Source organism: Halobaculum sp. XH14, assembly GCF_032116555.1.
GTDB lineage: Archaea > Halobacteriota > Halobacteria > Halobacteriales > Haloferacaceae > Halorarum > Halorarum halobium.
Window position 1 is genome coordinate 1,244,337 of record NZ_CP134949.1, and the last position, 26,509, is coordinate 1,270,845.

The window sequence follows — 26,509 nt, forward strand, 5'->3', positions numbered from 1 at the left end:
ACGACCGCCACACTCAAACCCGGTCCGCACGCCGTTCCCTCATGGAGGGCCGCGCGACCGCGCCAGGGGCCGGGACCGTCGTCAACGCGCTCGCAACCGGCGTCGGATCGGCGTTCGCACTCGACATCGAGACGACGGCGACCGTCAGTCTCGACGCCGAGGCCGACGCCGTAACCGGGGAAATCGCGGACGACCCCGACGGGGAAACGACCCTCATCGAGCGTTGCGTCGAGCGCGTCGTGACGGAGTACGGGACGGACGAGGGCGGCACGGTGCGGACCGAGAGCGAGGTGCCGATGGCCGCGGGGTTGAAATCCTCGAGCGCCGCCGCAAACGCGGCGGTGCTGGCGACCCTGGACGCGCTGGGCTGGGAGGTCGCCGACGACCCCGACGCTGACGTGACCAGAACCGACGCCTGTCGGCTCGGCGTGGCCGCAGCACGCGACGCGGGCGTCACCGTCACGGGAGCGTTCGACGACGCCTCGGCGAGCATGCTCGGCGGCGTCACCGTGACGGACAACGGCGCCGACGACCTGCTCGACCGATCGTCGTTCGAGCACGACGCGCTCGTCTGGACGCCGCCGGAACGGGCCTACAGCGCCGACGCCGACGTGGAGCGCTGCGAGCGAGTCGCGCCGATGGCCGACCTCGCGGCTGACCTCGCCCTCGGTGGCGACCACAAGCGGGCGATGACCGTCAACGGCCTCGCGTTCTCGGCGGCGCTGGATTTCCCGACCGATCCCGCCGTCGAGGCGATGCCGAACTGTGCGGGCGTCTCGCTGTCGGGCACCGGTCCGAGCGTCGTGGCCGTCGGCTCGGTCGCGGGACTGGACCGCGTCGAGGAGCAGTGGGCGAAACGAGCGGGCGAGACGATCAGGACGCGAACGCGGAACACGGGGGCCAGAGTCTCATGAACGATACGCAGAATCCGGACGAGATGGAACTGGACGAGCTCCGCAAGGAGATCGAGGACATCGACCGCGAACTGGTCGAACTCATCGCACGGCGAACGTACGTCGCCGACACGATCGCGGGCGTGAAAGCCCAGCGTGACCTCCCGACGACCGACGAGGATCAGGAGCAGCGCGTGATGGACCGGGCCGGTGAGAACGCTGAACGGTTCGACGTCGACGCGAACCTGGTGAAGGCCATCTTCCGGCTTCTCATCGAGTTGAACAAGGTCGAGCAGCGCGAGAGCAGGTAGTTAACCGGCACGCGACCACGCGGTCGATTGCCGGTCGAAATTCGTGGAAGGTGGCGAGCCCCCGGCTCAGGATGGCGGCTCCGATTCGAGGGGGCCGAAGCGACTGGCGACTCCGTAGAGGAGAACGGCCACGGTGCTGATGACCAGCCCGATACTGAAGAGGATCGTGAGGAGTTCGCGGGGGGACTGAACGATGAACTGCCTCCCGACCGCGACGGAGTAGAGGCGGAACACGACGCCGTCGAACGCGAACGCGGCCAGGAACCCACCGATACTGACACACCCGATACCGAGAGTCCACCGTAATCGCGCCGGTACCGTGAGGGACCGACGTGTGCCATCAGCGTACGTGACGCCCATGGCGAGCAACACGACGGGAGGCGCAACGACCAGAGGGTGAAGGGACACGTGTCCGAACTCGAATCAGCCCCTGATAAATGTCGCACACTGGACGAACGGCGTGAATCGCGGCATTCCAACCCGGATCGGCCGCAGTTTCACTCGACGTGTCGCCGGCTGCGGAGGTCACCTCAGTCCGTCCAGCGTCTGTGGACGCGCTCGGTGACGTTCGGATACTCGTCCCGCAGCGTCTCGACGTCGGTCTGGCCGCCGACGTTGACGACGTGGACCTCGCCCCGCCGTCCGGGGTAGGCGTCCTGGAAGTCGTAGACGACCCCGACAACGGTGGTCCCGTCCGGGACGTCCTCGCTGCCCACGAGAAACCCGACCTGCCTGTCGACGTTGTACTCGACGAGGTTGTTGATCGCGTCCTCGCGGGGGAGATCCGACGGAAGCGACTCGACGCCCGCTTCCAGGTGCGGTTCCAGCAGGTCAAGGCAGTGTTCGATCCCCGCGGGCTCGGAGATCCCGTCGGTCAGATCGTCGTAGGCGGCAGTGACGGCGCCACACCCGGTGTGTCCGACGACGACGACGGTGTCGGTGTGGGTGTGTGCGACGGGATAGAGAACGTCGCCGGAGACGACCGGTCCCGAGTCGGTCCGCTGTACGACCCGATTGCCGATGTTGCTACACGTGAAGACGCGGCCGGGCCGGTCGTTGCCCCACATGTGATCCTGGAGCACGCGTGAGTCCGAACAGCAGACGGTGACCGCGTCCGGCCGCTGGGAGTCCTGCACGTCGTCGAACCGCGACTCGAACTCCCCGAGGTGGTCCGAGTTCCCCTCCAGCATCTCGACTAGCGTTTCGAGCATACGTCGTGAGAACGAGAACGACTCCCCGACCTATACGTTTTGGTCGTCCGGTTCGGGGCGGTCACCACTGGCGGAGGTGAGTCGGCTCGGCGTCGAACTGGCTCGTGGACTCAGAACTCGGCGTGGCGGAGCCACTCGACCGCCGTCATGACGAACCAGCCCATCCAGACCGAGAAGGCGACGAGGGCGGCGGCGTAGTAGGCCACCTCCGACCCCACCGCGGCCGCGACGCCGAAGGCGAGCACGACGATGGCGAGCGCGAGGAGGTGGTGACGCCACTCGCCCGGGGAGTCTGACGCCTCGACGCGCGCCGGCGGCTTCGACACGGCGGGGATTGGCCACCGACGACCAAATAGCTGCGGCCGGGTTCGGGAGGAGCGCCGCGTTCCCCGCCGAGGACATTATATTACCTAATATGCTATTCAGTCTCTAAGGAACACCCAAAGCAACGCTCAAATACCGTCGATTGATAGCCGGTGTCACGATGACGGACTCCACCATGAAAGACGTGAGCCACACGCCGCCACACGGCGTCTCGGCCGACGCCGTGTGGGAACGAGGCGGGGAGAACGAACCGACACCCGAAGCCGACGCGGACGCGGCCGACCGGACGCCCGCGGACGACTGATTTTGCGCCCACTCACGGACGATACTCACGGACCCGCCGAGCCGTAACCGACGCCTCCTGGACCCGCCGGCGACGTGAATTCCGGCCGGCCCGCTCCCCGCGGCGACTCGGTTCCGCCCCGCGACCGTGATTTTCATCGGCGATAGTCGCGGCGACGCCCTTTACTCCCGGCGACTGGAGCAACGCGTATGATTCGCGTCGACGGGCTACGGAAGGTGTACGGCGACTTCGCCGCCGTGCAGGGGAGCACCTTCACGGTCGAACCGGGGGAGATATTCGGCGTCGTCGGGCCGAACGGGGCCGGGAAGACGACGACGCTCAAGAGCGTCGCGGGGCTCATCGAGCCGACCGAGGGGACCGCGACGGTCGCGGGGTCGCCCGCCGGCGACCCGACGACCCGATCGGAGCTCGGCTTCCTCCCCGAGGAGTCGCCGCTGTACGAGGACATGACCGCCCGCTCGTACCTCCACTTCTTCGCCGACCTGTACGACGTCCCGACCGACGTGGCGACCGAGCGCATCGAGTCGGCGCTCGACGACCTCGAACTCGACCACCGGGACCGACGCCTCGGCGACGTCTCGAAGGGGATGAAGCGGAAAGTCGCAATCGCGCGCTCGCTCGTCAACGACCCGGACGTGCTGGTGTACGACGAGCCGGCATCGGGGCTCGACCCGCTGACGACGAACTACGTGCTGGAGTTCACCCGCGAACTCGCCGCGTCGGGCAAGACCGTGCTGTTCTCGGCGCACAACCTCCACCACGTCGAGTCGATCTGTGACCGCGTCGTGATCATGAACGAGGGCGAGATCGTCGCCCGCGGCACGGTCGAGGAGATCCGGGCCGAGTACGGCGAGACGACGTACCGGGTCTTCACCACCGTCCCGGTCGAGGACGCCGAACCCGACGGCGACCGGCACGTCGTCTCCGTCGAGTCGATGGACGCGGTCGAGGCGGTCCGGGACCGGGCCACGGCGGCCGGCGGCGACGTCGTCGACATTCGGACCAGGGAGTCGACGCTGGAGGAGATCTTCCTCGACGTCGCGGAGCAGCCGATGCCGGGACGGAGTCGCGTCGTCACGGACGACGAGGCCGGCGTGGAGGAGGCCGGGACCGCGGACGAGGACGAGGGCGGGAGCGGGCCCGAGGACGGGGAGCGACGGCAGACGCCGAGGGCGGGCGAGTGAGGCTCGACCCCCGCGGAATCGCCCGCATCGCCCGCTGGGAGGTCTCCCGCACGGCGGGCGTCGTCGACCGACGGACGGCCGTGCTCGGGCTCGTCGCGGTCCTGCTCGCCGGCGGCGTCGCCGGCGCGGCCGCGGCGGGGGGCGGCGTCGGGCTCGATCGCGACATCTACCGCGTGGCGGTCCCGGCCGACAGCCCGTATCACGACCCCGTCGCGTCGTCCACGCCGCTCGAAGCGGTCGCGCCCGGCACCGCCGGCGCCGACGTGATCGTGACCGACGGGGACACCGACGACGCGCGGGCGGTGGTCACTGCGGGTGACACGCCGCGAGCCGGTGCCGCGCTGGCGACGTTCCGTGACGCGGTCGAGGCGCACAACGACGGGCTGATGGCGCTGGAGGGGAACCGCTCCGCCGCGTACCCCGTGTCGGTCACGCTGTCGTACGTCGAACGCGACTCCGAGCGGATCGGCGGCGGTGGCGGCGACGGCGGCGGAGCTGGCGGCTCAGGTTCCGGCGACGAGGGTGGCGGCTCCGGCGGTGACGCTGGCGGTTCGACGGGCGGGGGCGCGAGCGGGGACTCGGGTGGCGGCTTCGGCGTCCCGGACTTCACCGGCGGCGGCCTGTTCGGCGGCCAGTCGACCGGCTCGCCGGCCGACATCGCGCCGCCGTTCCCGTTCGCGTCCCTGGTCCTGGCGTTCGCGTTCCTCGTCCCGATGAACTTCGTCATCCAGGCGTACGGCTCCAGCGTGCTGAACGAGCGCGTCAACCGACGGGGGGAACTCCTGCTCGTCGCGCCGGTGAGCCCGCTCGACATCGTGGCCGGCAAGACGCTGCCGTACGTCGCCGTCTCCCTGCTCGCGACGACGGTCATCGCGCTCGCCGTCGGCGGCGGCGTGCTCTCGGTCGCGGCCGTGTTCCCCATCGCGCTGGCGTTCCTCGCGGCGACGTTCGTCGGCGCGATGTTCGCCCGGTCGTTCAAGGAGCTCACCTTCGTCACCGTCACCGTCTCGGTGTTCCTGACGACGTACGCGTTCGTCCCGGCCATCTTCACGAACGTCACGCCCATCGCGCTCATCTCGCCGCTCACGCTCGTGGTCCGGGACCTCCAGCCGGCGGCGGACCCGACCGGGCTCGGCGAGTACCTGTTCTCGGCCGGGCCGTTCTACGTCACCTCGGGCATCCTGTTCCTGATCGGCACCGGCGTCTACCGCGAGGAGGACATGTTCACCCAGCGGGCCGTCCCGCTGAAGTTCCTCGACTCGCTGGCGGTCCGGCTCCACCGCGGGCGCGACGTCGCCGTCCTCGCCGCGCTCTCGCTCCCGTTCGTGTTCGTGCTCGAACTGCTCGCGGTCGCGGTGCTGTTCGTGCTTCCCCAGGAACTGGCCGTGATCGCGCTGCTGGTCGTCGTGGCGGTCGTCGAGGAGGTGGCAAAGAGCGTCGCCATCTTCGCCGGCTTCCACCAGTCGCGCTTCCGGCCCACGCTCGGGACGGCGGTGAAACTCGGCGCGCTCGCGGGGCTGGGGTTCTTCCTCGCCGAGAAGGCGACCGCCATCGTCCAGCTCGTCGGGCTCGACACGGTCCCGGTGGGACAGGCAGCCTTTGCCCCCGCGGGCGTCGGCGTCGTCGGCACCGCCGGGCTGCTCGCGGCACCGCTCGTGTTGCACGCCGTCACGGCGATCGTCGCGGCGCTGGGCGCGACCCGCGGGAAGCGAGCGTACGCCGCGACGCTCGCGGTTGCGATGGCGATCCACTTCGCCTACGACTACACGGTGGTGACGACCCTTGGCTGACCGGCCGAACCCGGAGCCGTCCGCCCGCGTCGCCACCGACGGCGATCGAACGGAATCGGACGACGGGACCGCCGGCAGCGACGCGCGGCTCACCATCGCGCGCCGGGAACTGGCGTCGCTCCGGAGCGAGAAGACCATCGTGCTCGCGCTGCTCATCCAGCTGTTCGTCGCGGCGTTCTCCTCGTTCCTCGTCGTGGGCCTCGTCTCGCTGTACGACCCCGGGGCGGGCGAGGGGATCACCGTCGAGACGGCGGTCGCCGGCGACGACGCCCGACAGCTCCTGGCGGCGGTCGGCGAGGCGGACGCGATGGAGGGCCGGCTGTACGACTCGACCGGGGCGGCGGCGGACGCGTTCGCCGACCGCCGGGTCGACGCGGCGCTGCTCGTGACGGAGACGCCGGGGAACCGGTACGAGGTCCGGGTGCTGGTGCCCGACGGGAACGTCGGCACGACGGTCGTCGTGACCCAGGCACGGCAGGCGCTCCGCGCGTTCGAGCGCACCGAGCGCGGCCAGCGGGAGGCGTATCTCGAATCCCAGACTCTCGCGCTCCCGCACGGGTCGAACGCCTCGCCGTACTTCGGCTTCACCTACACGGTGCTGGTCCCGCTACTGTTGTTCCTCCCGGTGTTCATCGCCGGGTCGGTGACGGTCGACTCGCTCACCGAGGAGCTCGAACGCGGGACGCTCGAACTGCTCCGCGTCGCGCCGGTGACGATGACCGACATCGTGGAGGGGAAACTGCTGGCTGCGGCCGGGCTGGCACCGCTCCAGGCGGCGCTCTGGCTGGCGCTGCTCTCGTTCAACGGGACCGCCATCGCGCCGGGCACGTCGGCATTCGAGACGGCAGTCGGCGTCGCCGGCCTGCTCGCGCTCGTCGCGGCCGCGGCGGCCATCGTGACGTCGATGGGCGCGACGCTCGCGCTCGTCGCGCCGGACCGCCGGGCCGCACAGACGGTGTACTCGGTCGGCGTCCTCGGCCTGTTCGGCGCGGCGGCGCTCTCGCCCGTCAATCCGGCGAACGTCGGCGCGCGGCTGGCGGTCGGGAGCGCGGACGCGGCGACGTTCCTGACCGTCGGCGCGCTGGTCGTCGGCGGCGTGGCCGCGCTTCTGGGCGCACGGCACGTGGTCGGTCGGTACTCGCCAGCGTAGGCGAAGGGGATCGAACCGGTCCCGGAGACGGCGGACGCGGGATCCCGGCGTCGACGCCTATCGGGCCAGCGTCTCGACGACCGTCTCCTCGGCACAGACCAGGTTGTACGCGCCCTCGTCGTCGTTCCAGAGGACGAGGACGTTCTCGAACGAGAGCACGGCACCGTAGGAGGCCGCCCGGAGGTCCTCGTTCAGCATCGACTCGCCCGTCAGCACCGCGTAGTGTTCCACCCGCTCGGACCCGTCGCCCAGCTTGAACAGCGGGTTCGCGTCCGGCCCCGCGAGGTTCGCCGAGAGCTTCACGGCCAGCAGGTTCACCCGGTCCGTGACGTGGTCCCCGGAGTCGGCCATCCGGGCGTGTCGCTCCTCGCTGGCGACGACCGGGACCCGGCGTTCGCCGTCGGTCCGGAGCACCGCGTACGAGAACTTCACGTCGGCGTTCACGAACTCTCCCGGCTCGTCCCCGGGGCCGCGCGGGGCCGCGTCGTCGAGGCGACGCTGGAACGCCGGCACCGCGAGGTCGGGTCGCTCCTCGAACGACCAGCCGCGGTCCGAGGGCGCCTCCCCCGGCCAGAGCCGGAGGTCGGGCGCGTAGACGGTCACGTCGGACTCGGGAGTGGCGACCGCCCGCTCCACCGAGCGCATCCCGGTCGAGGTGTTCAGGTCAGCCGGCGCCAGCAGGGCGCACGCGCCGTCGGCGGCGAGCGCGTCGAGGTAGTTCGCCACGACGGCTTCCGGATCGGCGAGTTCCGAGAGCACGTTGCCGAAGAGCACCAGATCCACGTCGCCGACGGACTCCGGGTCGAACTCCTCTGCAGTCTTGCGGTGGATGGTGGCCCGAAAGTTCCGGCGCGTCTCGCCGAGCAGGTCCGCCAGCACGTCCGCGTTCGCGCTCGGTTCGACCGCGTGGTAGTCCACGACCGCGTCGTCCGGGAGGTAGTCGTGGAGGCCGAGCGCCGGGCCGCCGGTGCCCGCGCCGACGTCGAGCACGCGGAGCCGACGGGGGAGCAGGCCCCGCGCGGCGAGCGTGTCGAGGACGTAGCCGACCGCGGCGTAGAAGTCCGGCAGGTGGTAGATCGCGTAGCCGAGCGCGGCGTCGGCGTCGTAGGTCACCTCGCGGCCGCGGTAGTAGTCCTCCTTAAGGCGTTCGATGACCCCGCGGAGCACGTCCCCACTCTCGCCTTCGTGCCAGCCCGGCCCGTAGCGCTCGACCAGCAGGTCCGCCAGGGCGTCGGCGTACGCCCCGGGGAACGCCCCGGGGTCCCAGCCCGGCGGATCGACCGGCCCCTCGGCCGCGGGCACGAACGTCCCGTCCACACGCTCGAACAGGCCGAGGTCGAACGCCTCCTCGCGGAGCGCCTGCCGAACGACCGCCGGGTGCGGCTGGTCGGGGAGGTACTCGAAGATTTCCTCGGGGTCGACGGGCCGGGCGTTCCGGAGGTACTTCGCCGTGTCGCGGAGCGCCTCCCTGTCGACGCTCATTCGCCGCTCCCGCGGTCCGTGTCCGCGCCGGGGTCCGGGTCCGCGTCGGGGTCAGCGTCCGCGCCGGCTTCGGCGGTCCGCTCCCGCGGGTCGCCGCCGACGGACGTCCGAGCCCTTTCGAACAGCGCCGTGAACTCCTCGGGGTCCGCGTCGGCGAGTTGCCGGGCCGCAGCCGCGACCGCATCCGCGCCGCCGAACGCCTCGCGGATGTCCCCGTACACGCGCGAATCGCCCTCGGTCACGGTGCCGGCGAGCTCCGCGAGCGGCTCCGAGACGGGCGTGTGGAACTCCTCGGGCACGTCTTCGGCCGCGAGCGCGTACGCGAGGACGGCCGTGTGGGCCCCGGTCTGGACGGCCTCCATCGCCCCGTCGTGTTCGGCGGCGGTCGTCTCGAACACGTCGTTGCCCGCGTCGGCGAGCGCCTCGCGGACCCGCCCGACGACCGGCCCCGCCTCGCCCGGAACGAACGCGACCCGTCCGGGACCGCGGGGCGGCGCGAACAGCGGGTGGAAGCTGGCGTACTCGCCCTCGGCGTGTCTGGCCATCGCCGCCAGCGGGTCGGCCATCGCGCCGGAGACGTCGATCAGCGCGCCGCTCGCGGCGCTGGCGGCGTGGGACTCGACCGCGTCGGCGACGGCGGGTATCGGCACCGCGAGCGCGACGCAGTCGAACGCCTCGTCGGTGTCGAGCGGGACGACCCGCCCGTCGACCAGTTCGTCGGCCGCGTCCATCGCGGCCTGGGGGTTCGCGTCGGCGAACGCGACCCGGTCGACGGCCGGGCGGAGCGTCCGCGCGAGCCAGCGCCCAATCTCGCCCGCGCCCACGACGAACAGTCTCATGGCCTCGGCTACCCGGAGACGGGGTGAAAACGTGTCGGTCCCCACCCCGCCGTTCGTGGGGGCGTCCGTGTGCCCGTGGCGGTCATCCAGCGTCGCGGGGGCCGTCTCGATTGGCTCTCTCGATCGGTCCGGATCGAACAGTCCCCGACGGCACACGCTTATCGTCGTTCCGCGTGAGCCTCATCCGAGGTGACACGCCCCGCCTCGGCGGGGACGAGAGAACGATGCGCCAGGAAATCCAGCGGAACCGAGCCGAATCGTTTCGGGAACGACACAGCGACGCCGCGGACGGACCGCTCGTGCTGCCGAACGCCTGGGACGCGGCGAGCGCCATCGTCTACGAGACGCTCGGCTTCGCCGCCGTCGGCAGCTCCAGCGCCGGCGTCGCCGCCTCGCTCGGGCTCCCCGACGGTGAGGTGGTGGGCCGGGACGAGATGCTCGCCGCGGTCGGGCGGATGGCCGACGCGGTCGACCTCCCGGTGAGCGCGGACGTCGAGGCCGGCTACGGCGACGGCCCGGAGGCGGTGGCGGAAACGGTCCGACTCACCATCGAGGCCGGTGCCGTCGGCGTGAACTTGGAGGACGGCACCGGCGACCCCGACGACCCGCTCGTCGACGTGGAGACGCATGCGGCGAAGATCCGCGCGGCCCGCGAGGCGGCCGAGGAAGCCGGCATCCCGCTCGCCATCAACGGCCGGACGGACGTCTTCTGGAGCGAGGTCGGCGACGGGGCGGACCGCGTCGCGCGCACCGTCGAACGCGCGAACGCCTACCGGGAGGCCGGGAGCGACTGCCTGTTCGTCCCCGGCGTGACCGACCCCGAGGAAATAGAAGCGCTCGTGGACGGCATCGACGGGCCGATCAACGTGCTCGGCGGCCCGGGCGCGCCCTCCGTTCCCGAACTCGGCAACCTCGGCGTGGCGCGCGTCAGCGTCGGGTCCGGGCCGATGCGAGCCACGCTCGTACACCTCCGGGACGTCGGCGAGGAACTCCGCGAGGACGGGACCTACGGCGGCATGGAGAACGCGATCCCGTACGGGGATCTCGCCGAACTGCTCCGCGGTCGGGTCGACCACGGCGCCGACGAGTAGCCCGGTCGGGACGACCACGGCACCGACGGCTGACACGACCGACCTACTCCAGTTCCAGTTCGACCGGGTAGTCGGTGAAGTTCTCGTGGCCGTCCTCGGTCACCACGGCGATGTCCTCGATGCGGACGCCGCCGACCGCGGGGTCGTACAGCCCCGGCTCGATGGTGACGACGTGGCCCGGCTTCAGTTCCTCCCCCCGCGGGTTGAGGGCAGGCCCCTCGTGGACGTCGAGGCCGACGCCGTGGCCCGTCGAGTGGATGAACCCGGTCTCGGTCGTCGGATCCGAGCGGAGCGTCGCGTACCCGGCGTCCTCGTACACGTCACAGACGGCGTCGTGGACGTCCCTGCCGGTCGCACCCGGTTCGAGCGCGTCGAAGGCGGCGTCCTTCGCCTCGCGGGTCACCTCGAACCGCCGCCGGACCTCCGCGTCCGCCTCGCCCTTCACGAACGTCCGCGTCATGTCGGCGTGGTACTTCGAGGCTTTCTCCCGCGGGAAGACGTCGATGATGATCGTCTCGTCGGCTTCGAGGGGACCGCTCCCGCGATCGTGGGGGTCCGCGGCGTCCGCGCCGCAGGCGACGATCGTCTCGTCGAGCGCGCAGCCGTGTCGGAGCAGCGTCACCTCGATCTCCTCCTGGACGCGCTCGCTCGTCAGGAGCTCGCCGTCGACGGTGAGCGTGCCATCGTCGTCGACGTCGGCCGACCGGAGCAGCGCCTCGGCCGCGCCCATCGCGGCCTCGTTCGCGCGCTGGGCGCGCTTCACGTTGTCGACCTCCTCGGGCGTCTTCGTCGCCCGGACGGAGCCGACGACGTCGTCGTGGTCGACATCGACCGAGACGCCCGCCTCGCGGAGCGCGTCGGCCAGGCCGAGCGGGAACCGGTCGGGAACGAGCACGGCGTCGACGTCGAGGTCGGCGAGGAACGCGGCGTCCGTCCGGGCGGCGCCCGCCACCTCGCCGTGTTCCTCGACGTTCTCGTGGTGGTCGTACTCGGCGAGCCGTGCGACCGTGTCGGCGCGCGACTCCGCTCTCGCGCGGCCGTACTCCAGTCCCGAGACGAGCATCGCCAGCGTCTCGCCGGTGTACACGGTGAAGAACGGGTCGGGCGCGTCGAACCCCGAGAGGTACAGCTGGTTCGAGTCGTCGCCGGCGGCGTCGATGCAGTAGGCGTCCGCGGCCGTCTCCGAGAGCAGTGCGTCGAGCGAGGAGAGGTCCGGGTCCATACGTTCGGCAACTCCGCCGCCGGTGAAAGCCGTTGTCCATCCGGACTCCTCTCCCCCGGCCTTCGGGCACAAGGCTTGAGTTTTCGCGGCGAGTTGTTGAATCGATGGCCACCGTGGCCGCGTTCACGGTCCCGGCCGGGGAGTTCCCGCTCGGGAGCGTGTTCGAGGGCGTTCCCGGCGTGACCGTCGAACTCGAGCGGGTCGTCCCGACCGGCGGCGACGTCGTCCCGTACTTCTGGGTCCGGGGAGCCGACGGGGACGACGTCGAGAGGCGGTTCCGCGAGCACCCGGGGGCGAGCGACATCCGGCTCATCGACGCCGTGGGCGACGAGCAGCTGTTGCGATGTTCGTGGACCCCCGAACACGTCGGCGTGTTGCGCGCGATCGAGGAGACCGGCGTCACGCTGCTCTCCGGGACGGGAACGAGCGACCGGTGGACGTTCGAGGTCCGCGCCGACGACAGGGAGACGCTCTCCCGATTCCAGGCGTTCGCGCTGGAGCACGACCTCCCGCTGACGCTGACGACGATCCAGGAGCTCCCGGCGACCGCGGGCGAGGCGAACGACGTGCTGACGGGGCCACAACGGGAGGCGCTGGTGCTCGCGTTCGAACGCGGCTACTTCGATCCGACCAGACGGGTGACCCTGGAGCAGCTAGCGGCCGAACTCGGGATCACCCGGCAGTCGCTCGCCGGCCGGCTCCGGCGGGCCCACCGCAACCTCATCGAACACGTGCTCGTCGCCGGATGACTAAAGTGGACTACATAGTCAGTGGCCAGACGGATACCCCGGGTCGCCGTCACGGCCGGTAGGATGCACGACTGCCGAGACGTCTCGACTCCGGGCCCTGCAAGCCGCGAGTACGGGGCGGGGCTCTGTCGGTTCGACGAGTTCCAGTTCCACGCGGAGACGAACAGCTACCAAGCCACTTTCGATTCGGGGACCGTCCCCGCGTCCATCGCCGTCATCGACGCGCTCTCGCTCGTTCTCGACAGGCCGGCCGAGGAACTCCCCTCGCTCGGTTCGAGCGTCGACCTCGAGGCGCTCGACGCCCTTCTCACGCCGAGCCTCCCGGACGTTCCGGGGACGACGAGCATCACCTTCGCGTATCACGGCTGGGACGTGACCGTCGACGACGCCGGCGGACTGACGGCCGACGGCGCGCTGCCGGAGGAAGTGGACGCCGGAGACGGCATCGACGCGACGGAGGCGGTCGGGGTGGAGACCGGCCTCGACGTCGAAACGGACCTCGATGTGGAGACCGGCCTCGACGCGACCGACGGCGTGGACGGACGCCCGGGCGATGGCGTCGACGCCGAGGACGGGTTCGATGCCGGCTCCGACGCGGGGGCGACGGGAAGCCCCGACTGAGCCGGAGACGTCGCCGCCACCGGTACACACTTGCCGCCGGGAGCGCAGCGACGGACATGGACGTTCACCTCTCGCCGTCGCGGGTTCGGGGCCGTGCGCGCGCACCGCCCTCGAAGAGCTACACCCACCGGGCGCTGCTCGCGGCCGGCTACGGCGACGGGACCGTCGTACGCGACCCGCTCGACAGCGCCGACCCGCACGCGACCGGCCGCGCGGTGACGGCGTTCGGCGGGTCGGTAGAATGGGACGAGGACGGATCGGCCGCCCGCGTCGAGGGGTTCGACGGCCGGCCGGAGACGCCCGAGGACGTGATCGACTGTGGCAACTCCGGCACGACGATGCGGCTCGTCACGGCCGCCGCGGGGCTGGCCGAGGACCTGGTCGTGCTGACCGGCGACGGCTCGCTCCGCTCCCGGCCGCAGGGACCGCTCCTCGACGCGGTCGCGTCGCTGGGCGGACGCGCCGAGTCGACGAGGCGCAACGGGCAGGCACCGCTGGTCGTGGGCGACGGGATGGCCGGCGGCGAGGTGTCGATTCCGGGCGACGTCTCCTCCCAGTTCGTCACCGCGCTGTTGATGGCCGGCGCGGTGACCGACGACGGGGTCGCGGTCGACCTGGAGACCGAACTGAAGTCCGCGCCCTACGTCGAGATCACGCGCGAGGTGCTCGCGGACTTCGGCGTCGACTCGGAGCGGACCGGGACCGGCTTCCGGGTTCCGGGCGGCCAGTCGTATCGCGCCGACGAGTACGCCGTGCCCGGCGACTTCTCCTCGATGTCGTACCTGCTGGCGGCCGGCGCGGTCGCGGCCGCCGACGGTGAATCGGTCGTCGTCGAGGGCGCTCGCCCGAGCGCGCAGGGCGACTCTGCGATCGTGGACGTGATCGAACGGATGGGCGCCGGGATCGACTGGGACCGCGAGGCGGGCGAGATCACGGTCCGCCGCTCGTCGCTCTCGGGCGTCACCGTCGACGTCGGCGACACGCCGGACCTGCTCCCGACGATCGCGGTCCTCGGGGCGGTGGCGGACGGCGACACCCGCATCGGCAACGCCGAGCACGTCCGCTACAAGGAGACCGACCGGGTGAGCGCGATGGCCGAGGAACTGGAGACGCTCGGCGCGAGCGTCACGGAGGAACCCGACTCGCTCACCGTCCACGGCGACGACTCGGCCCTGCGTGGCGGGACGGTCGACGGGCGCGGCGACCACCGACTCGTGATGGCGCTCGCCGTCGCGGGCCTCGTCGCCGAGGGAGAAACGACCGTCCGCGGCGCGGAACACGTCGAGGTGTCGTTCCCCGGGTTCTTCGAGACGCTGGCCGAACTGGGGGCGTCGGTCCGGCGGGACTGACGCGCCCGACCGAGCGTCGATCGGGCGTCCAGCAGCGTCGGCCCGGACGGCCGACGCGGGACGCCCACCGGAGCCAGCACCGTTTTCGGCGTGCCCGCCGAGGTGCCAGCATGGACACCGACCCGTTCGTGTTCGACTTTCGGCCCGGCGCGATCCACTACGGGCGCGGCAGCGTCGCCGGCCTGGGCGACGTGCTCGCTGACGCCGGCCGTGACCGCGGACTCGTCGTCTGCGGCTCCAACGTCGGCGCGAACCGCGACCTGATGGACCCGATCGAGGCCGGACTCGGGGAGCGACTCGCCGGCGTGTTCGACGGAACGACCCCCGACAAGCGCGTCGCCACCGCCGTCCGCGTCGCGGACCGGGCCGACGAACTCGACGCCGACGCGCTCGTCCCGGTCGGCGGCGGATCCAGTCTCGACGTGGCGACGGTCGCCAGCGCCCTCCGCGCGGACGGCCGGACGCTCGGCGACGTCCGGGACGAGGTGGAAGCGACCGGTGGCATCGCGCTCCCCGAGGACGAGGACGCGTTGACGCCGCTGGTGCCGGTGCCGACGACGCTCGCCGGCGCGGACATGTCGGTCATCGCGGGCGTCACCGTGGACCTGGGCGGGGAGGTCGTCAGCACCGGCGTCGGCGGCGAGGCGCTGATGCCGGCGGCGTTCTGTTATGACCCGGCGCTGTTCGAGACGACGCCCGCGGGCGTGCTCGCCGGCTCCGCGATGAACGGCTTCGACAAGGCCGTCGAGACGCTCTACTCGCGCAACCGTTCGGCCATCACGGACGCGACCGCGACGCGCGCAATCGACGCGCTGCTCGATGGGCTCCCGGCCATGCTCGACTCGGCGGACGCGATGGACCGCGCGGTCGCGGGCATCGTCCTGGCACAGTACGGCGTCTCGCGACCCGGCTCGATGACGCTGAACGTCCTGCACGCGTTCGGCCACGGACTCCGGGACGCGTTCGGCATCCAGCAGGGCGTCGCCCACGCGGTCGTCGCGCCCAGCGTCCTGCGGGACCTGCTCGAGTCCGACGCCGACACCGAGGCGCTGCGCGACGCCTTCGACGCTGCCGGCGCGGCCGGCGTGGTCGACGCCGTCGCCCGGCTCCGGGACGAACTGGACCTCCCGACTCGGCTCTCCGCGGTCGAGGGCGTCCGCGAGGACGGGCTCGCGGAGGCGGCCCGCGTGACGGCGACGGACTCGCTGCTCGCGAACGCCCCGGAGGGGTACGAACTCGACGCGGGTGCGACCGAACGGCTGCTCCGGGACGCCTGGTGAGCGGGCGACAGGTTGCAACCTGGCCCGTTCCCGGCGCGGTCGAAACGGCGTGGAACGATCCCCGAGTTGACGAACGCCTATGCCGCGGGGCCGCGTAGAACGGCCCATGAGCGAGCAGCCCGCCCGCCCCCCGTCGTCAGTTCCCGGCCCCGACGGAACGCCCCTCCTCGGCTCGTTTCTCGACGTCAGGCGCGACTCGTTCGGCTTCAGGGAGCGGCTGGCGAGCGAGCACGGCGGCCTGGCCAGGTACACGGTGCTCGGAACCGACGTGTTCCTGCTCACGGACCCGGACCTGGTCGAGCAGGTGCTCGTCCAGGACAACCAGCGCTACGTGAAGGGCGAGCTGTTCCAGCAGCAGCTCGCCCCCGTGCTCGGGAACGGCCTGCTGAACAGCGAAGGGGAGTTCTGGCGTCGCCAGCGCCACCTCATCCAGCCGGCGTTCACGCCCGATCGGATCGCCGAGTACGCCGGGATGATGACCGACAGCACGCGCCGCGCGACCGCGAACTGGGAGGACGGCGACGTCCGGGACGTGCACGGCGAGACGATGGCGCTGACGCTCGACATCGTCGCGACCGCGCTCATGGGCGTCGACATCCGGGACCGGACGCCCGCGGTCGGGGCCGCGCTCGACACCGTGATGGAGGCAGCCGCCGGGTCGCTGCTCGACCTGCTGCCGCCCTGGGTGCCGACGCCGGCCAGACAGTCCGTCGACGAGGCGGTGGCGACGCTGGACCGCATCGTCGACGAGATCATCGCCGAAAAGCGGGGTGACCCCGGCGATGACGTCGTCTCGGCGCTGTTGCGCGCCGAGGACGAGGAGGGGGAGTCGATGAGCGACGAGCAGGTGCGCGACGAGGTGAAGACGCTGCTGCTGGCGGGCCACGAGACGACCGCGCTCTCGCTCACGTTCACGCTCCACCTGCTGGCGCGACACCCCGAGGTCGAACGACGGCTGCTGGCCGAACTCGACGCAAAGCTCGACGGCGAGACGCCGACGCTCGGGGCCGTCGGCGACCTCCCGTACCTGGAGCAGGTCGTCCAGGAGTCGATGCGCTTGCTGCCGCCCGTCCACGGCATCCTGCGGGAGCCGACCGAGGACGTCACGCTCGGCGGCTATCGGATCCCGGCGGGGTCGACGCTCTCGATCAGCCAGTGGGTCGTCCACCGCGACTCCGACGTCTACGACGACCCGGAGTCGTTCCGGCCGGAGCGCTGGACCGACGAGCTGGAGGCCGACCTTCCCAGACTTGGCTACTTCCCGTTCTCGGCCGGCCCCCGTCGCTGCATCGGCGACCGGTTCGCCATGCTGGAGGCGAAGCTCGTGCTCGCCACGCTCCTCCAGTCCTACCGGTTCGAACTCGTCGGCTCGGGGGAACTGGACCTGATCGCGAGCATCACCTCGCGCCCGTCCGATCCCGTCAGGATGCGGATCCGGGAGCGGGCCGTCGGGGCGACCGGCCGCCGAACCGACGAGGCCGTGCCCGCGGAGGACTGAGGCCGGTAGCTGGGTCGGTTCCGCGAGGGCCGGGATCCGGGGTCCGATCCTTCGATTGCGCCGAGTGGAAGCTTGAAATGGTCCGCCGCCCGAGCCGAAGGTAATGAACGGCAACGAGTTCGGCCGGCTCTTCCGGGTCACCACCTACGGTGAGAGCCACGGCGACGCGATGGGGTGTACCGTTTCGGGGGTGCCGGCCGGCGTCGAACTGGACGAGGAGACGATCCAGCGCGACCTCGACCGCCGCAAGCCCGGGCAGTCGATGATCACGACCAGCCGCGGCGAGCCCGACGAGGTGACGATCAACTCCGGGCTCCAGGACGGCTACACGACGGGCACGCCGGTCGGGATGGTCATCCAGAACAAGGACGCCCGCTCGGGCAAGTACGAGCCGTTCGTCACCGCGCCGCGGCCCTCGCACGGCGACTTCACCTACTCCGCGAAGTTCGGGACGCGCAACTGGGGCGGCGGCGGCCGCTCCTCGGCGCGCGAGACGGTGAACTGGGTCGCCGCCGGTGCGGTGGCGAAGGCGGTGCTCGACGGGAGCGAGTACGACGTCGAGATCAAGGCCCACGTCAACCAGATCGGCGACGTCGAGGCCCCGGAGGTGAGCTTCGCGGAGATGCTGGAGCACTCGGAGGAGAACGAGGTGCGGTGTGGCCACCCGGAGACGGCCGAACGGATGCGCGAACGCATCGACGAGTACCAGGAGGCGGGCGACTCCATCGGCGGCGCGATCGCGTTCGAGGCTCGCGGGGTCCCGCGCGGGCTCGGCGCGCCGCGCTTCGACTCGGTGCCCTCGCGGCTCGGCCGCGCGATGATGGCCATCCCGGCCACGACGGCGTTCGAGTTCGGCCTCGGGCGCGACGCGCGGGAGGTCGCGGGCCACGAGCGGAACGAGAACTGGGAGTTCGACGACGGCGAGGGTCACGACGAAACCGTCAGCGACGAGGGCGACCCGGTGCCGGTCGGCAACGATCACGGCGGGCTTCAGGGCGGCATCACCACCGGCGAACCGATCTACGGCGAGGTGTCGTTCCACGCGCCGACGTCGATTCCGAAGGAGCAGACGACCGTCGACTGGGAGACGGGCGAGGAGAAGGAGATCCAGGTCGTCGGCCGCCACGACCCGGTGTTGCCCCCGCGGGGCGTGCCGGTGGTCGAGGCGATGTTGTGGTGTACGGTGCTCGACTTCATGCTGCTGGGGGGGCGGATCAATCCGGATCGACTGGATGGGGATGTGGGGGAGTACGACACGGAGTACCATCCGAGCAGTCCGGAGTGAGCCTGCGACCGAAGTAGAACCGGCGTGGGGCGCCAGCAGGACGAAGTATCCCCGCTCCGAAACGTGCCACGATGTACGACGAGGTCCTCCTGCCGACCGACGGAAGCGACGGCACCGAGGCCGCGCTGGCACACGCCGAAGCGCTCGGCCTGGCGTTCGACGCGAGAGTCCACGTCCTGTTCGTCGCCGACACGAACCGCGACAGCGTCGCCACGCTCGCGGGGGGCGAGACGACGGACGTGTTGAGCGAGAAGGGCCACGAGATCGTCGAGGAGACGTCGGCCGCGCTGGACCCGGCCGTCGACAGGGTGACGGAGGTGCTCCAGGGCGACCCCCACGGGACCATCGTCGACTACGCCGACGAGTACGGCGTGGACCTCGTGGTGATGGCGACCCACGGCCGGCGGGGGCTCGACCGGTTCCTGCTCGGCAGCGTCACCGAGCGGGTGGTTCGGACCGCGAACGTGCCCGTGATGACGGTTCGGCTGGACGAGGAGTAGGCGGGAGATCGACGGCCTGGGGGGATCGAGAATCGGCGTGAGTCCGTGAGCGCACGACGCGGGAGGTTCGGAGGGCGTGGAGACCGAGCCGACTCTGGCCCGTTCTCCGGCGGGACGCTCGGTGGGGACGGCCGGTTACTGGAGGTACGAGGGCTCCTCGGCGTCGCAGTTCTCCTCGTGCTGGCGGGCGTCGTCGGGGTCGTCCAGCAGGAGCCCGCACCGCTCGCACTGGTACCACGTCATGTCGTCCCGCTCGGTCTCGGTGACCATACTCGGACGTTGGACCGCGTCGGTAAATCGCTACCGGCGACTCGTCCGCCGGCGCGCCCCTCGGCTCAAAAGTCGGGGAGGTCCTCGGGCGCGTCGAACTCGCTCTCCCAGTCGACGTACTCCTCTTTCAGCACCTCACAGACGACCTGCCCGAACTCGGTGAGCCCGGCGTTGATGGCCGACACCTGCGACCACGAGTCGAGCCCCGGGTGCAGGTCGCGCTCCTTCCAGTCCTCGGGGATGCCGGGCGCGTGATAGCCCACCCGGTCGGCGAAGTCGTCCCAGAAGAAGTCGAATCGGGCGACGAGATCGAGCGCCTCGACGATCATCCACTCGGTCTCGTCGAGGTCCGCGCCGGCCGCCCACTGGTCGAACGCCTCCGCCCAGGCCCCCTCGCGGAGGAACGCCTCCAGTTCCTCGCGCCGGTAGTTCTCCCCGCCGACCTCCGTGTCGTCGTAGCTGCTCGGGTCCACCGCGTTCAACTCCGGCGGCTCCGGCGGCTCCACGTCGAGGCTCATGCGGGACCGTTTCCCGTCGCCCGGCAAAGACCTGCCGCAGGAACGTGAGCGACCGCCGGGCGGAACGCGAGAGTGTTCCCGCGGGAACGGACGTCCTCCCGTGAGAGCGTCGGAGTTAACCGAGCGCGGACGAAGCGATGCCCATGCCCAATCGGAGGGAGTTCCTCGCCGCCGCTGGCACCGCGGCCGCCGGCGGCCTCGCGGGCTGCGTGCGGGTCGGGAGTTCGGCCGGCTCGTCCGGGGAGAGCGCGACGCCCGACACGACCACCGTTTACGAGGCGACGCTCCCCTCGGTGGTCGGCGTGCTCGTCTACGGACCGAACGGTCCCGTCGCGGAGGGGTCGGGGTTCGTCGGTCCCGACGGCGTCGTGATCACGAACGAGCACGTCGTCGCCGACGCGACTGACGTCCGACTCAGGTTCGAGGGCAACGAGTGGCGCGGGGCGACCGTCGTCGGCACGGACGCCTACAGCGACCTCGCGGTCCTGCGCCCTGCCGAGCGCCCCGAATCGGCGACCCCGCTCCCGTTCGTCGACACCGACCCGGAGCCGCCGGTCGGCACGGACGTCCTCGCGATCGGCTCGCCGTACGGCTTCGACGGCTCCGCCTCGGAGGGGATCATCAGCGGCGTCGACCGACTGCTCCCCGCGCCCAACGAGTTCCAGATCGCCGACGCCGTCCAGACGGACGCCGCGCTGAACCCCGGAAACAGCGGCGGGCCGCTCGTCACGCTCGACGGCGACGTCGTCGGCGTGGTCAGTTCGGCCGGCGGCGAGAACGTCGGCTTCGCCATCTCGGCCGCGCTCGCGACGCGGGTCGTCCCGGCGCTGGCCGCGGAGGGTCGGTACGACCACCCGTACATGGGAACGAGCCTGCTGGAGGTCACGCCCGCTGTCGCCGAGACGTACGACCTCGCGGACGTCGGCGGCGTCGTCGTCGCCGAGGTGCTGGCGGGCGGGCCGTCGGAAGGGGTCCTCCGGGGAGCGGACGCCGAGACGGTGACGGACGGCGTCGCCGTGCCGACCGGCGGCGACGTGATCCGGGGGCTGAACGGCGACGACGTCGAGACGATGGCGGACCTCTCGAACACGCTCGCGCTCGACACCGGCCCCGACGAGACGGTTCCGGTCACGGTGTTGCGCGAGGATGAGGAGCTGACCGTCGACCTCACGCTCGGCGCGCGACCGCAGCCCTCCTGACGGTCGGTCCGTCGACGCCCCGGCGGTCGTCCCGGTCGGCACGTCCGACGAACTCATCCCGGTCGGTTCGGAACGCTCCGCGCTTCAGTCGTCGTCAGCCGCGACGGTCTCCCCGTCGAACGCGAAGCCGGAGTCCCCGCTCGTTCCCCCGCGCCCCGCTTCCTCGGCCACGCTGTCCCCGTTCACCTCGCGCTCGTGCTCAGTCTCGAACTGCTCGGTGAGGCTCCGCAGTTCGGTGGCGCGCTCGGAGACCCGTGCCACCTCGCCGCTCACCTGATCGAGCGACGCGCTCTGCTCCTCGGCGGCCGCGGAGACGGTGTCGGCCTCGGCCGCGGTCTCCTCGCTCACGGTCGCCACGTCCTCGGCGAGCGTGGCGACTTCCTCGGCCGAGGCGGCCTGGTCGTCGGCGGCCCTGCTGATCGACTGGACGCCGTCGTTGGCCGACTCCACGGCGTCCACGACGTCCTCCAGCGCGGAGAGGCCCGCTTCGATGGTCTCTGTGCCGTCCGCGACCCGCTCGCGCATCCCCTCGATGTCCGCGACGGCGTCGTCGGTCGAGTCCTGCACCTGCTCGACCAGGCCCGCGATCCTGGCGGTCGCCTCCCGCGTCTCGGTTGCGAGCGACTTGACCTCCTCGGCGACGACCGCGAACCCCTCGCCCGCCTCGCCCGCACGGGCGGCCTCGATGCTCGCGTTCAGCGCGAGCACGTTCGTCTGTTCCGCGATGCCGTCGATGAGTTCGACGATCTCGCCGATCTCCTCGACCTCGGACTCAAGCCCGCCCACGGCGTCCGCCGTCTCCTCGCTCGCGGACTCGATCGCCGCCATCTCGTCGACGGCCGCGTCCGCGAGCGCCGTCCCCTCCTCGCCCGTCTCGACTGCTTCCGTCGACTGCTCCGCGACCTCGCCGGCGGTGGCCGCGACCTCCTCGACGGCCGCAGAGAGCTGTCCCATCTCCGAGGTGACCTCCGAGAGGTGCTCGGACTGCTCTGCCGCGCCGGCCGAGATCTCGTCGGTCGCGCTCGCCACCTCGCGGCTCGCCTGCTCGGCCTCCGCGACGCCCTCGCTCGCCTCCGTGCTCGACCGCGCAACCTCGTCGGCGACGCTGTCGACGCGACCGACCGTGCGCTCGAGGTCCGCGAGCATCCCGTTGCACGCGTGGGCGACCGAGCGCATCGCTTCGTTGTCGGTCTCGGCGGGCAGCCGCACCGTGAGGTCGCCGTCGGCGGCCGCGTCGAGTCGGTCGCCGTACGCGGCGGCGACGCGTTCGAGCTCCTCGTTCGTCGCCTCCATCTCCGCGATTAGCGAGCGCAGGTCGGCCCGCATCGACAGCAGCGACTCGCCGAGCTCGCCGGGCACGTCCTCGTCGAACGCGGCCGCGTCGAACTCCTTCCGGGCCACCGCGTCGGCCTGTGCGGACGCCGAATCGAGGTACTCGGTCACGTCGACGATGGCGTTGCGAACGTCGCCGACCTCGTCGATGCGGTCCGTCCGGGTCGCGTCGACGTCCGTCTCCCCGTTCGCGAGCGCCTCGGCGCGCCCGGCGAGCCCCCGGAGCGTCACCCCGGTCGTCCGGCCCATCGTCACGCCCAGCACGACGAACCCGAGCAGCGACAGGCCGATGACGATCAGGAACCCGCGCCGGACGTCCGTGGCAAGCGCGTACGCGCTCGATTTGGGAACCGTCGTGACGACGACCCAGTCGGTCCCCTCGACCGGAGCGTAGGCCGTGACGACGTCGCTGCCGTCCGCCTCGTGAACGCCGGATTCACCCGAAGACGCGGCGTTCACTGCGGGCGCTTCCGTACCGCCCGGGTAGGTGCTTCCCGCACGGTCGACGTCGGAGGCGAACTGGACGGTCGCGGTCCGGCCGTCGACGACGCGCGTGAACCGTTCGGTCCCGGCCGACCGCAGCGCCGCGTCACGGGCGGTCGCGTTCACGGTCATCACGACCGCGTTCGTGGTGCCGGGCACGTAGCTGGCGAACGCCACCTTCCGTTGATCGTCGTCGCCGAAGACGCTCGAAACGGCCGTCCCGACGGGGGAGAGCCCGACCAGGGACTGGCTCCCGGTCTCCTCCCAGACCACGCCGTCGAGCGTCGTGCCGACCGCGGCCTCGTCGCTGCTCACGTTGACCCGCATCGTCTCGGCGTCGACGTAGTGGAGCGCCGCCACGTCGCCGGGGAGCCGGTTCACCTCGGTGCCGAACAGCGTCTTCATCCCCGTGTCGTCGCGCCCCTTCGCCATGTCGGAGACGAGCCGCGTCGTCTGGCGGTGCTCCTCGACCCAGCCGCCGAGGTCCGCCGCGTTCAACTCGGCGCTCGAACGGAGGTCGTCGTGGGTCCGCTCGCGGAGGTCCGACGCGACCTGTCCCTGCATCGCCGCGCCCACGCCGGCGACGACGACCAGCGTCAGGAGGGTCACCGCCGCGAACTTCCGCAGGTACGAGCGGCGGATCGCGTCCGGAACGAGTGTCATACCGAGGCTCGCGGAAGCCGCAAGTTAAACTCGCGGCCGCAGTTCTCGTCGGTGAGAACGGCGTTCCGGGACGCCCGTTCGGTCGCCCGGAGACCGCCGGGTCGGCCTGATCGGGAGTTCTTGCCGTCGGGCCGATCCAACTCCCGGTCCGGTCAGCCCTCGAGCCGGTCCGCAACGTTCTCCAGCTGGGTCCGCCGCTCCTCGACGGCGACCCGCCGGAGTTCCGACTCGTTCTCGCTCGGGCACTCGAGCGAGGGGACGGGCGTCGGGCGGCCGTCGTCGTCGAGCGCGACGAACGTGAAAAACGAGGAGGTGGTCACGCGCTCATCGCCGGTCCGCGGGTTCTCGGCGCGGACGTCGACTTTCACGTCCACGCTCGTCCGGCCGGTGTTGAACACGTACGCCTCGACGACGGCGACCTCGCCCAGATCGATCGGCGAGATGAAGTCGACGTGGTCCATCGACGCGGTGACGACCTGTTCGGAGGCGAAGCGCATCCCGGCGATGGCCCCGCAGATGTCCATCCAGTGGAGCACCGTCCCCCCGAGCGCGCGGCCGAGGTAGTTCGTGTCGTTCGGCAACAGGAGTTCGGTCATCTCGGTGTACGACTCGGCGAGCGCCACCCCGTCGCGTCCGTCCGTCATGGCTCGGCGTTCGACCCCTCGGCGTATGAACCCCGGCGTTGGGTCGCCGGTGTGTCGTGATGGCTCGCCACGGAACCGACTCCGTTGCCCTCCCGGCTCACTCCGTCCGCAGTTCCTCGACGCTCTCCTCGACCTCCCGGACGCGCTGGCGGCCCTCGGCGGCGGTGTCGGCGACGGCATCGAGCCGGTCCTCCAGCGTCTCGATCTCCGAGACCGCGTCCTCGACCATCGCGGCGACCTCCTCGGCCGAGGCGGCCTGGTCGTCGGTCGCCTCCGCGACCTGCGCGGCCCCGTCGGCCGTCTCCTCGACCGCCGCCGAGATCTCGGAGAGCGCCTCGGTCACGCCGTCGATGCGCTCGATGGCGGCCGACACCTCGTCGGTCGTCGCGTCGAGCAGCCTGGCGGTCTCGTGGCTCCGCTCTTGCATGTCGCCGACGAGGTCGTCGACGCGCTCGGCGTGCTCGCGGCTCTCCTCGGCGAGCGACTTGACCTCCTCGGCGACGACCGCGAACCCCTCGCCCGCCTCGCCCGCCCTGGCGGCCTCGATGCTCGCGTTCAGCGCCAGCATGTTCGTCTGCTCGGCGATGCCGTCGATGAGTTCGACCACCTCGCCGACCTCGTCGGCCCGGTCGGTCAGGTCGTCGACCGCGCCCGCGACCTCGTCGGTCGCGTCCTCGACGCCGGCCATCGCGTCGGCGACGTCGGTGGCCGCGTCGTCGCCCTCCTCCACGAGGTCGCGCGTCCGGTCGCTGGCGACGGTCACCTGCTCGGCGCTGGCGGCGATCTCCTCGACGCTGGCGCTCTGGTCGGTCATCTCCCCCGCGATCTCCCGCATCCGCTCGGCCTGCTTGGCCGCGAACTCGTCGGCGTCGTCAGCGAACTCCGCGACCTCGTCGACGGCGTCCGCGAGGTCGGCGGTGCGTTCCCGGATCGCGCCGCTCACCCGCGACTGGAGGCGTTCGAGGTCGCGCTGTCGCCTGACGTGGTCGGTCACGTCCGCGGCGACCGAGAACGCCCCGACCGGTTCGCCGTCCGGCGCGGTGAGCGGGACCGCGTACACCTGCAGCGCCTTGTCGCTCCCCGGGATCTCGCGGACGTCGTCCTCGGCGACCGTCTCCCCGAGCCGCGAGACTTTTTCGGCCAGCGTCTCCTCGGTTCCCTCGGTGCCGAGCACCTCGTGGGCGTTGTTGCCGACTGCCTCCGCCTCGCTGATGCCGACCATCTCGGTGTGGGCCTCGTTCCAGTGGGTGATCTGCCCGCCGTCGTCGACGACGAGCGCGCTCTCGGGGAGCGCCGCGACGAGCCCGTCGAACATGTCGCGCCAGAACGCCGCTTCCAGTCGGTCGCGCTCGGCCGGCCCGGCAGGGTCCGCGCGTTCGAGATACGACTCGGCGAGCCGTTCGGCTCCGTCCGTCGTCGGCCGGCCTCCGCCGGGTACGTGTCTCCCGGCGGATCCGCCCTCGGTGTCGCTCATGTCGTCGGCGGATACACCTCGGCCGTGTTATAGCTTCCCGGGCAATTATTCGTCCTGATTCTGGGGCCGCCGCTTCCCGCCGTTCCCGCCTCAGCGCCCGCGTTCCTCGTCCCCGAACTCGTCGCCGCCGCTCATCTCGATCGACTCGGGCGACTGGCCGGCCGCGTCGACGACCTCGTCGCCGACGAGGATGGGGCACTCGAACCGCGTGGCGAGCGCGATGGCGTCGCTCGGGCGGGCGTCGAAGACGAACGACTCCGGCTCGCCGTCCTCGTAGCGTTCCGCGTCGACCTTGCCGTAGAACGTGCCGTCGGTGATGTCGTCGATGCGGACCGAGTCGACCGCGCCGCCGAACTCGGTGAGCATCTCCACGAGGAGGTCGTGGGTGAGCGGGCGGTCGAAGACGCCGCCGTCCATCGCCAGGCGGATCGACTGGGCCTGATCGCGCGTCACGAAGATCGGGAGCACTTCCCCGCGAACCCGTAACACGACCGCGGGAACCTCCTCGCCGTCGGGGCCGACGCCGACGCCGATGCCGGCGACCTCCGCCTCGTGGTCCATGCGAGTACGTTCGGGCGGCGGGTAGGAATACCTACCGCGTGCTCCGTTGGGATCGTTCTCAAAAGGGGGCCGTGCCAGTCGTCCTCTGAAGTGATTTGACCGTCGCTTCGACCGCCTCGAAAGCCCCCGCGGTTATCGACTCGGTGCGGCCGCTGCGCTCCTCGCATCACTCGCTTCGCTCGTTCGCTGTGCTTCTCGTCCCTCGCACGAGCGGTCTCGCTACGCTCGACCGCCGCGCCACGTGGATTGCCCAACCGATGCGGTCGGCGCGTGCCGGCGGGC

At 71.4% G+C, this 26,509-nt stretch carries 27 protein-coding genes; 15 read left to right on the top strand and 12 right to left on the bottom strand.

Annotated features, from left to right (window positions below; genetic code table 11):
- Positions 1-41 precede the first annotated feature (41 nt).
- Together RJT50_RS06320 and RJT50_RS06325 are read left to right on the top strand one after the other, a co-directional pair.
- Entirely contained in the window at positions 42-914 is an 873-nt protein-coding gene (locus RJT50_RS06320) for a shikimate kinase (RefSeq protein ID WP_313695137.1), read from the top strand.
- Positions 911-1,204: a chorismate mutase gene (locus RJT50_RS06325; RefSeq protein WP_313695140.1), complete on the top strand. Its 294-nt coding sequence runs from the start codon at positions 911-913 to the stop codon at positions 1,202-1,204. Before RJT50_RS06320 ends, RJT50_RS06325 begins: the two co-directional genes overlap by 4 nt.
- 66 nt (positions 1,205-1,270) lie before the next feature.
- On the opposite strand, the gene RJT50_RS06330 is transcribed toward RJT50_RS06325, so the two are convergent.
- The 3 genes from RJT50_RS06330 to RJT50_RS06340 all read right to left on the bottom strand — a co-directional run bounded on the left by RJT50_RS06330 (position 1,271) and on the right by RJT50_RS06340 (position 2,741).
- Positions 1,271-1,612 carry a hypothetical protein gene (locus RJT50_RS06330; protein WP_313695142.1) on the bottom strand — a complete coding sequence of 114 codons (342 nt, stop codon included), beginning with the start codon at positions 1,610-1,612 and terminating at the stop codon, positions 1,271-1,273.
- 122 nt (positions 1,613-1,734) lie between these two features.
- Entirely contained in the window at positions 1,735-2,415 is a 681-nt protein-coding gene (locus RJT50_RS06335) for a carbonic anhydrase (protein ID WP_313695143.1), read from the bottom strand.
- 110 nt (positions 2,416-2,525) lie between these two features.
- A complete protein-coding gene (locus tag RJT50_RS06340) occupies positions 2,526-2,741 on the bottom strand; it encodes a hypothetical protein (RefSeq protein WP_313695144.1) in 216 nt (71 codons plus the stop codon).
- 158 nt (positions 2,742-2,899) lie between these two features.
- On the opposite strand from RJT50_RS06340, the gene RJT50_RS06345 reads away from it, so the two are divergent.
- The 4 genes from RJT50_RS06345 to RJT50_RS06360 all read left to right on the top strand — a co-directional run bounded on the left by RJT50_RS06345 (position 2,900) and on the right by RJT50_RS06360 (position 7,167).
- Positions 2,900-3,043: a DUF7989 family protein gene (locus RJT50_RS06345; protein ID WP_313695146.1), complete on the top strand. Its 144-nt coding sequence runs from the start codon at positions 2,900-2,902 to the stop codon at positions 3,041-3,043.
- Between the two features lie 188 nt (positions 3,044-3,231).
- Positions 3,232-4,227: an ABC transporter ATP-binding protein gene (locus RJT50_RS06350; RefSeq protein ID WP_313695147.1), complete on the top strand. Its 996-nt coding sequence runs from the start codon at positions 3,232-3,234 to the stop codon at positions 4,225-4,227.
- Positions 4,224-6,017, top strand: a complete 1,794-nt coding sequence (locus RJT50_RS06355) for an ABC transporter permease (protein WP_313695149.1) — start codon at positions 4,224-4,226, stop codon at positions 6,015-6,017. The genes RJT50_RS06350 and RJT50_RS06355 overlap by 4 nt, the downstream gene beginning before the upstream one ends.
- A 94-nt stretch (positions 6,018-6,111) precedes the next feature.
- Positions 6,112-7,167: an ABC transporter permease gene (locus RJT50_RS06360; RefSeq protein WP_313695939.1), complete on the top strand. Its 1,056-nt coding sequence runs from the start codon at positions 6,112-6,114 to the stop codon at positions 7,165-7,167.
- 57 nt (positions 7,168-7,224) lie between these two features.
- Here the strand turns inward: RJT50_RS06360 and RJT50_RS06365 are convergent, their stop codons facing one another.
- The gene (locus RJT50_RS06365) at positions 7,225-8,649 is read right to left on the bottom strand and encodes a small ribosomal subunit Rsm22 family protein (RefSeq protein ID WP_313695150.1); all 1,425 of its coding nucleotides are present in this window, start codon (positions 8,647-8,649) and stop codon (positions 7,225-7,227) included.
- A complete protein-coding gene (locus RJT50_RS06370) occupies positions 8,646-9,488 on the bottom strand; it encodes a prephenate dehydrogenase (protein WP_313695152.1) in 843 nt (280 codons plus the stop codon). The genes RJT50_RS06365 and RJT50_RS06370 overlap by 4 nt, the downstream gene beginning before the upstream one ends.
- Positions 9,489-9,712: 224 nt before the next feature.
- On the opposite strand from RJT50_RS06370, the gene RJT50_RS06375 reads away from it, so the two are divergent.
- Positions 9,713-10,579: an isocitrate lyase/PEP mutase family protein gene (locus RJT50_RS06375; protein WP_313695154.1), complete on the top strand. Its 867-nt coding sequence runs from the start codon at positions 9,713-9,715 to the stop codon at positions 10,577-10,579.
- Between the two features lie 43 nt (positions 10,580-10,622).
- Here the strand turns inward: RJT50_RS06375 and RJT50_RS06380 are convergent, their stop codons facing one another.
- Positions 10,623-11,801 (bottom strand): M24 family metallopeptidase, encoded by a 1,179-nt coding sequence (locus RJT50_RS06380; RefSeq protein WP_313695156.1) that lies wholly within the window; start codon positions 11,799-11,801, stop codon positions 10,623-10,625.
- 104 nt (positions 11,802-11,905) lie between these two features.
- Here RJT50_RS06380 and RJT50_RS06385 point away from each other — a divergent pair, with 104 nt between their 5' ends.
- From RJT50_RS06385 to RJT50_RS06415, 7 genes are all read left to right on the top strand, one after another.
- The gene (locus RJT50_RS06385; protein WP_313695159.1) at positions 11,906-12,550 is read left to right on the top strand and encodes a helix-turn-helix domain-containing protein; all 645 of its coding nucleotides are present in this window, start codon (positions 11,906-11,908) and stop codon (positions 12,548-12,550) included.
- A gap of 63 nt (positions 12,551-12,613) precedes the next feature.
- Positions 12,614-13,171: a HalOD1 output domain-containing protein gene (locus RJT50_RS06390; RefSeq protein WP_313695161.1), complete on the top strand. Its 558-nt coding sequence runs from the start codon at positions 12,614-12,616 to the stop codon at positions 13,169-13,171.
- Between the two features lie 56 nt (positions 13,172-13,227).
- Positions 13,228-14,520, top strand: coding sequence for a 3-phosphoshikimate 1-carboxyvinyltransferase (gene aroA, locus RJT50_RS06395; protein WP_313695164.1), 1,293 nt, complete (start codon positions 13,228-13,230; stop codon positions 14,518-14,520).
- Positions 14,521-14,630: 110 nt separating this feature from the next.
- Positions 14,631-15,800, top strand: coding sequence for an iron-containing alcohol dehydrogenase family protein (locus RJT50_RS06400; RefSeq protein WP_313695167.1), 1,170 nt, complete (start codon positions 14,631-14,633; stop codon positions 15,798-15,800).
- Positions 15,801-15,906: 106 nt separating this feature from the next.
- Entirely contained in the window at positions 15,907-17,298 is a 1,392-nt protein-coding gene (locus RJT50_RS06405; RefSeq protein ID WP_313695170.1) for a cytochrome P450, read from the top strand.
- A 103-nt stretch (positions 17,299-17,401) separates the two neighbouring features.
- On the top strand, positions 17,402-18,583 hold the full coding sequence (gene aroC, locus RJT50_RS06410; RefSeq protein WP_313695172.1) for a chorismate synthase: 1,182 nt from the start codon (positions 17,402-17,404) through the stop codon (positions 18,581-18,583).
- A 71-nt stretch (positions 18,584-18,654) separates the two neighbouring features.
- Entirely contained in the window at positions 18,655-19,083 is a 429-nt protein-coding gene (locus RJT50_RS06415; protein WP_313695173.1) for a universal stress protein, read from the top strand.
- A gap of 135 nt (positions 19,084-19,218) precedes the next feature.
- Here the strand turns inward: RJT50_RS06415 and RJT50_RS06420 are convergent, their stop codons facing one another.
- Both RJT50_RS06420 and RJT50_RS06425 read right to left on the bottom strand, forming a co-directional pair.
- A complete protein-coding gene (locus RJT50_RS06420) occupies positions 19,219-19,353 on the bottom strand; it encodes a DUF7128 family protein (protein ID WP_281375706.1) in 135 nt (44 codons plus the stop codon).
- Positions 19,354-19,418: 65 nt separating this feature from the next.
- On the bottom strand, positions 19,419-19,871 hold the full coding sequence (locus tag RJT50_RS06425) for a DUF7992 family protein (protein ID WP_313695176.1): 453 nt from the start codon (positions 19,869-19,871) through the stop codon (positions 19,419-19,421).
- A 143-nt stretch (positions 19,872-20,014) separates the two neighbouring features.
- On the opposite strand from RJT50_RS06425, the gene RJT50_RS06430 reads away from it, so the two are divergent.
- A complete protein-coding gene (locus tag RJT50_RS06430) occupies positions 20,015-21,070 on the top strand; it encodes a S1C family serine protease (protein WP_313695179.1) in 1,056 nt (351 codons plus the stop codon).
- Between the two features lie 84 nt (positions 21,071-21,154).
- Here RJT50_RS06430 and RJT50_RS06435 read toward each other — a convergent pair whose 3' ends face one another.
- The 4 genes from RJT50_RS06435 to RJT50_RS06450 form a co-directional block, all read right to left on the bottom strand.
- Positions 21,155-23,548, bottom strand: coding sequence for a methyl-accepting chemotaxis protein (locus RJT50_RS06435; protein ID WP_313695181.1), 2,394 nt, complete (start codon positions 23,546-23,548; stop codon positions 21,155-21,157).
- Between the two features lie 152 nt (positions 23,549-23,700).
- Positions 23,701-24,192, bottom strand: a complete 492-nt coding sequence (locus tag RJT50_RS06440) for an acyl-CoA thioesterase (RefSeq protein ID WP_313695183.1) — start codon at positions 24,190-24,192, stop codon at positions 23,701-23,703.
- Between the two features lie 97 nt (positions 24,193-24,289).
- Positions 24,290-25,666 (bottom strand): methyl-accepting chemotaxis protein, encoded by a 1,377-nt coding sequence (locus tag RJT50_RS06445; protein WP_313695184.1) that lies wholly within the window; start codon positions 25,664-25,666, stop codon positions 24,290-24,292.
- A gap of 90 nt (positions 25,667-25,756) precedes the next feature.
- Positions 25,757-26,227 (bottom strand): bifunctional nuclease family protein, encoded by a 471-nt coding sequence (locus tag RJT50_RS06450; RefSeq protein ID WP_313695186.1) that lies wholly within the window; start codon positions 26,225-26,227, stop codon positions 25,757-25,759.
- Positions 26,228-26,509 lie beyond the last annotated feature (282 nt).